This window comes from Agromyces sp. P1_H4, assembly GCF_056405255.1.
This window is the reverse complement of record NZ_JBFUCL010000245.1, coordinates 1-5,876: the sequence shown is the minus strand read 5'-3', so window position 1 is coordinate 5,876 and position 5,876 is coordinate 1. Positions and strand designations below refer to the sequence as shown.

The 5,876-nt window shown below is 72.4% G+C and carries 6 protein-coding genes; 3 read left to right on the top strand and 3 right to left on the bottom strand.

Annotation, left to right across the window (positions count from 1 at the left end; genetic code table 11):
• On the top strand, nucleotides 1-355 hold a 355-nt coding region (locus tag AC1DY2_RS14095), incomplete at its 5' end, for an AAA family ATPase (RefSeq protein WP_476763003.1).
• Nucleotide 356: 1 nt separating this feature from the next.
• Nucleotides 357-1,694: a DUF58 domain-containing protein gene (locus tag AC1DY2_RS14090; protein WP_476763002.1), complete on the top strand. Its 1,338-nt coding sequence runs from the start codon at nucleotides 357-359 to the stop codon at nucleotides 1,692-1,694.
• 7 nt (nucleotides 1,695-1,701) lie between these two features.
• Here AC1DY2_RS14090 and AC1DY2_RS14085 read toward each other — a convergent pair whose 3' ends face one another.
• Nucleotides 1,702-2,697, bottom strand: coding sequence for a stage II sporulation protein M (locus AC1DY2_RS14085; protein ID WP_476763001.1), 996 nt, complete (start codon nucleotides 2,695-2,697; stop codon nucleotides 1,702-1,704).
• A 17-nt stretch (nucleotides 2,698-2,714) separates the two neighbouring features.
• On the opposite strand from AC1DY2_RS14085, the gene AC1DY2_RS14080 reads away from it, so the two are divergent.
• The gene (locus AC1DY2_RS14080) at nucleotides 2,715-3,557 is read left to right on the top strand and encodes an RDD family protein (protein ID WP_476763000.1); all 843 of its coding nucleotides are present in this window, start codon (nucleotides 2,715-2,717) and stop codon (nucleotides 3,555-3,557) included.
• A 56-nt stretch (nucleotides 3,558-3,613) separates the two neighbouring features.
• Here the strand turns inward: AC1DY2_RS14080 and ahcY are convergent, their stop codons facing one another.
• Together ahcY and AC1DY2_RS14070 are read right to left on the bottom strand one after the other, a co-directional pair.
• On the bottom strand, nucleotides 3,614-5,095 hold the full coding sequence (gene ahcY, locus AC1DY2_RS14075) for an adenosylhomocysteinase (RefSeq protein ID WP_476762999.1): 1,482 nt from the start codon (nucleotides 5,093-5,095) through the stop codon (nucleotides 3,614-3,616).
• A gap of 35 nt (nucleotides 5,096-5,130) precedes the next feature.
• Nucleotides 5,131-5,876: phosphohexomutase domain-containing protein (locus tag AC1DY2_RS14070; RefSeq protein ID WP_476762998.1), on the bottom strand; the 746-nt coding region annotated here is incomplete at its 5' end.

Sequence of the window (5,876 nt, the reverse complement as noted above, 5' to 3'; positions counted from 1 at the left end):
CGGAGTGACGGCCGTGCTGGGCGCCGCCGAGCTCGCCGCGGCGCGGTCGGCGGCCGCGCGGGTTCGGGTGTCCGACGACGTGCTCGCCTACGTCGTCGATCTCGCCCGCGCCACCCGCCGCAGCCCGTCGATGCGGCTGGGCGTGAGCCCGCGGGCGACGACCGCGCTGCTCGCCGCCGCGAAGGCCTGGGCGTGGCTCACCGGCTACGACTCGCTCACTCCCGATCACGTGCAGGCGATGCTGCTCCCCGTGTGGCGGCACCGCGTGCAGCTGCGGCCCGAGGCGGAGCTCGAGGGCGTCTCGGTCGACGCAGTGCTGCGCGGGGTCGTCCAGCAGGTGCAGGTGCCGCTCTGACATGGCGGTCTCCGGACGGTTCGCCATCCTCGTCGCCCTCGGCGTCGTGCCCGTCGTGGTGGCGGGAACACAGGGGGCGGATGCCGCGTGGCTGGCGCTCATCGCCTGGCTCRCCGTCTCGCTCGGCGYGGGCCTCGTCGACCTGTCGCTCGCGGCCTCGCCGCGCCGCGTGGTCCTGACCCGGGTGCTTCCCGACCGGGTCCGGCTCGGCGAGACCGTCACGGCGGAGCTCGCGGTGCAGCACGTCGGGCCGCGGCTCCTCCGTGCCGTGGTCCGCGACGGCTGGGAACCCTCCGCCGGGGTCGCGGGCCCCAACCGCACGCGGCTGCGCATCCCGCCCGGTGAGCGACGGCGGATGTCGCTGCAGCTCACGCCGTGGCGTCGCGGCGACCGACGCACCGAGCAGGTCACGATCCGCGCTGCCGGCCCCTTGGGGCTGTGGGCCCGTCAGGCCACCCTCGCCTCGCCCGGCCGGATCCGGGTGCTGCCGCCCTTCCACTCGCGCGCCCACCTGCCCTCGCGGCTGACGCGCCTGCGCGAGCTCGACGGCCGCACGCCGCTCCTCATCCGCGGCCAGGGCACCGAGTTCGACTCGATCCGCGAGTACGTGCGCGGGGACGACGTGCGCTCGATCGACTGGCGTGCCACGGCCCGGCATGCCGACCCCGAGGTGCCCGGCGGCATGCGGCTCATGGTCCGCACGTGGCGCCCCGAACGCGACCGGCGGATCGTGATCGTGGCCGACACCTCGCGCACGGCGGCCGCCCGCATCGCCGACGAGCCGCGCCTCGACACGGCATGGGAGGCGTCGTTGCTGCTGGCGGCACTGGCGTCGCACGCCGGCGACCGCGTCGACTTCCTGGCCTGGGACCGGCGAGTGCGCGGCCGGGTGCACGGCGCGACCGGCCCGGCGCTCCTCGCCCGCATGGTCGACACCATGGCCGGCATCGAGGCGGAGCTGATCGAGGCCGACTGGGCATCCGTCCCAGGCCACGTGCGGCAGGTCACGAGCCAGCGGGCACTCGTCGTGCTGCTCACGTCGGCGGATGCCCCGGGCAGCTCACGCGGGCTGCTCACCGTGCTGCCCCAGCTCACGGCACGGCACACGGTCGTCGTGGCGTCCGTGGCCGACCCCTCGGTCGTGGCTGCGGCACGCGAGCGGGGATCGCTCGACGAGGTGTACGGCGCCGCGGCCGCCGAGCGCGCCCGGCTCGATGCCGATCGTGTCGCCGCCGCCATGCGACGACTGGGCGCGATCACGGTCTCCGCTCCCCCGCAGGAACTGCCGCCGGCCCTCGCCGACGCCTACCTCGAGCTGAAGGCCGCCGGCCGGCTCTGAAGCCCGGTCAGCCCGCCACGATGCGGTTCGCGCCCGCGTCGAACTCGACGAGGTCGCCGGTCTCCCCCGCCCGCCGGGCGCGACCCCCGAGCACGAGCATGTAGGCGAGGAAGCCCGCGAGCGCGAGCACGCCGATGCCGATCTTCACCGGCCACGGCCACGGCGCCGGCGTCACGAACCCCTCGATGAGCCCGGACACGAAGAGGAAGAACACGAGGCCGATCGCGACGGTGAACAGCGAGCGGGCGTCCTCGGCGAGCGCCACCCCGCGCGGCCGCGGTCCGGGCGCCACCCAGGCCCAGAAGATGCGGAGACCGGCCGCCGCGGCGACGAAGACGCACGTGAGCTCGAGCAGCCCGTGCGGCGCGATGTACAGGAAGAAGGTGTCGGCCTCGTCGTAGGCGAACATCACGGCGGCCGTGATGCCGAGGTTCTGCGCGTTCTGCAGGATGACCCACGGCACCCACACGCCGAGGATGCCGAAGGCGACGCACTGCGCCGCGATCCAGGCGTTGTTCGTCCAGACGGAGCCCGCGAAGGACGCGGCGGGGTTCTCGGAGTAGTACGAGACGAATCCTTCCTCGGCGAGCTGGCGCAGCTCGGCCTCGGTGCCGATCGTCGCGAGCACCCGCGGGTCGCCGCCGATCCACCAGGCGTACAGGGCGGCGACGACGAACGTGACCACCGCGACCGCGAGGGTGATCCACCGCAGCCGGTACAGGGCAGCGGGCAGGCTGAGCGTCGCGAACCTCGTGAACTGGCGAAGGGGGTTCTCCGGGGTGCCGGTGAATCGGAGTCGAGCCCGCGCCAGGCTCACCGAGAGCCGATCTCCGAGGGCCGTCGAGCCGGCCGTCGTCTGCACGAGCGAGAGATCGGATGCCGCATGCTGGTACCGCTCGATGAGCTCGTCGGCGCCTCGACCGTCGAGCCGTGACGACCGCGAGAGCGCGTCGAGCCGCTCCCAGTCGTCGTGGCGGGCGGAGGCGAGCGCGTCGAGGTCCATCTGCTTGAATACTACCCATGGCCTCCGCGACGGACTCCCGCATCCGGGCGGCCCGGTTCGACGATGAGGCGCTGGTCACCGGCGAGGCGGTCGCCCTGGACGTCAGGCCGGCGAGCGCGCTCATCCGGGCGGGCGGGGCGGCGATCGACGTGCTGCTCTCGGTGGTCCTCATCCTCCTCGTGCTGCTCGCCCTCGCCGGCCTCTCCCTCGACGAGGCCGCGTTCCGCGCGATCCTCATCGCCACGATCGTGGTGTGCATCGTCGTGCTCCCCACCGCCGTCGAAACCGCCACCCGCGGACGCTCCCTCGGCAAGCTGGCGCTCGGCCTCCGGGTGGTGCGCGACGACGGCGGCGCGATCGGGCTGCGCCATGCGTTCATCCGCGCGCTCACCGGGGTGATCGAGATCTACCTGACGTTCGGCGGGCTCGCGGTGCTTGTCGGCTTCCTCGACCCCTCGTCGAAGCGGCTGGGTGACATCCTCGCGGGCACGCACTCCCAGGTCGAGCGGGTGCCCAAGCTGCCGTCTGCAGCCTTCGGCGTGCCGCCCGAGCTGGTGGGCTGGTCGGCGACCGCCGATGTGGCCCGGCTGCCCGATCCGCTCGCGCGACGGGTGGCGTCGTTCTTCGCCAACGTCGACCACCTCATGCCCGAGAGCCGCGCGCGCGTCGCGACGATGCTCGCGCAGCAGGTGTCGGCCTTCGTGTCGCCGCTCCCCGATGCCGCTCCCGAGCGATTCCTGGCTGCGGTCGTCGCGCTCCGGCGGGAACGCGAGCTGGCGGCGCTGAAGCTCGCCGACGCGCGGCTCGAGGCTCTCGCCCCCACCCTCACGGCGACCCGGGTCGGGTTCCCCGAGCGATGATGCGCCACGGGCGCCGGGCGAGCGGATGCCGCGCGCTCGCGGCATCCGCTCGCTGATCAGTACCGGTAGTGGTCGACCTTGTAGGGCCCTTCGACCGGCACGCCGATGTAGGCGGCCTGCTCGGGCGTGAGCTCGGTGAGCTCGACGCCGAGGGCGTCGAGGTGCAGGCGGGCGACCTTCTCATCGAGGTGCTTCGGGAGCACGTAGACACCCACGGGGTACGCGTCGGGACGGGTCCAGAGCTCGATCTGCGCGAGCACCTGGTTCGTGAACGAGTTCGACATCACGAACGACGGATGCCCCGTGGCGTTGCCGAGGTTCATGAGCCGCCCCTCGCTCAGCACGAGCACGCTGCGCCCGGTGGGCAGGCGCCACTCGTGCACCTGCGGCTTGATCTCGATGCGCTCCGCACCCTCGAGGGACTCGAGCCCCGCCATGTCGATCTCGTTGTCGAAGTGGCCGACGTTCGCGACCACCGCGAGGTGCTTCAAGCCGAGGAGGTGGTCGAGGCGCACGACGTCCTTGTTGCCGGTGCCCGTCACGAGGATGTCGATCTCGCCGATGACCGACTCGAGCCGCGACACCTGGTAGCCGTCCATGGCGGCCTGCAGCGCGTTGATCGGGTCGATCTCGCTCACGATGACGCGGGCGCCCTGACCGCGGAGCGCCTCGGCAGCCCCCTTGCCCACGTCGCCGTAGCCGGCGACGAACGCGACCTTGCCGCCCATGAGCACGTCGGTGGCGCGGTTCAGGCCGTCGGGCAGCGAGTGCCGGATGCCGTACTTGTTGTCGAACTTCGACTTCGTGACCGAGTCGTTGACGTTGATGGCCGGAAAGAGGAGCTCGCCCTTGGCGTGCAGCTCGTAGAGGCGGTGCACGCCGGTCGTGGTCTCCTCGGTGACGCCCTTGAGTTCGTCGGCGATGCGGGTCCAGCGGTCGGCGCTCACCTCGAGGTTGCGGCGCAACGTGTCCAGCACGACGCGGAACTCATGGCTCGCGTCATCCGTCGCCGCGGGCACTTCGCCGGCCGCCTCGAACTCACGGCCCTGGTGCACGAGCAGCGTCGCGTCACCCCCGTCGTCGAGGATCATGTTCGGGCCGATCCAGTCGGCACCGGATGCCGCGGCCTCGGCAGTCCAGTCGAAGATGCGGTCGGTGCACCACCAGTACTCCTCGAGCGTCTCGCCCTTCCACGCGAACACGGGGACGCCCCTGGGGTCGTCGACGGTGCCGTCGGGGCCGACCACGACGGCGGCCGCGGCCTCGTCCTGGGTGGAGAAGATGTTGCAGCTCGCCCAGCGCACCTGGGCGCCGAGCGCGACGAGGGTCTCGATGAGCACGGCCGTCTGCACCGTCATGTGCAGGCTGCCCGCGATACGCGCGCCGGCGAGGGGCTTGGAGGCTCCGAACTCGTCGCGGAGGGCCATGAGCCCCGGCATCTCGTTCTCGGCGAGCCGCAGCTGGTGTCGGCCGGCTTCGGCCAGTGAGAGGTCGGCGACCTTGAACGGGAGGGCGCTGGTGACAGGCGACGTCGTCATGCCCACCATTGTCGCAGGCTCAGCCGACCGTGGCGTCAGCCGCGGATGAGCGCGAGCACCTCGTCGCGGATGGCCGTCATGGTCGCCACGTCGCCGCCCTCGACGTTGAGACGCAGGAGCGGCTCGGTGTTCGACGGGCGCACGTTGAACCACCAGAACGGCTCGCTCTCGGGCGTGATGCCGTCGACCGTGAGACCGTCGAGCTCGTCGAACTCGGCCCGGCCCGTGAACGCCTCGACGATGCGGGTGTAGGCGGCCGGGACGTCGTCGACGGTGGAGTTGATCTCGCCCGAGAGTGCGTACGGCATGTAGCGCGCACCCAGCTGGGAGAGCGGCGCGTCCTGCGATCCGAACTCGGCGAGCACGTGCATCGCCGCGAGCATGCCGTTGTCGGCGCCCCAGAAGTCGCGGAAGTAGTAGTGCGCGGAGTGCTCGCCGCCGAACACGGCGCCGGTCTCCTTCATGCGGTCCTTGATGAGCGAGTGGCCGACGCGGGTGCGGACGGCCGTAGCTCCGGCCTCCTCGATGGCCTCGGGCACGAACCGCGACGTGATGAGGTTGTGCAGCACCGTGATGTCGTCTTCGCCGGCCGCGCGGACGCGGGCGATCTCCCGCAGGGCCACGATCGCGGCGACGGCCGACGGCCCGACGGCTCCGCCCTGCTCGTCGACGACGAAGCAGCGATCGGCGTCGCCGTCGAACGCGAGTCCGAGGTCGGCGCCGTGCTCGACGACCGCCCGCTGCAGGTCGACGAGGTTCGCGGGCTCGAGCGGGTTGGCCT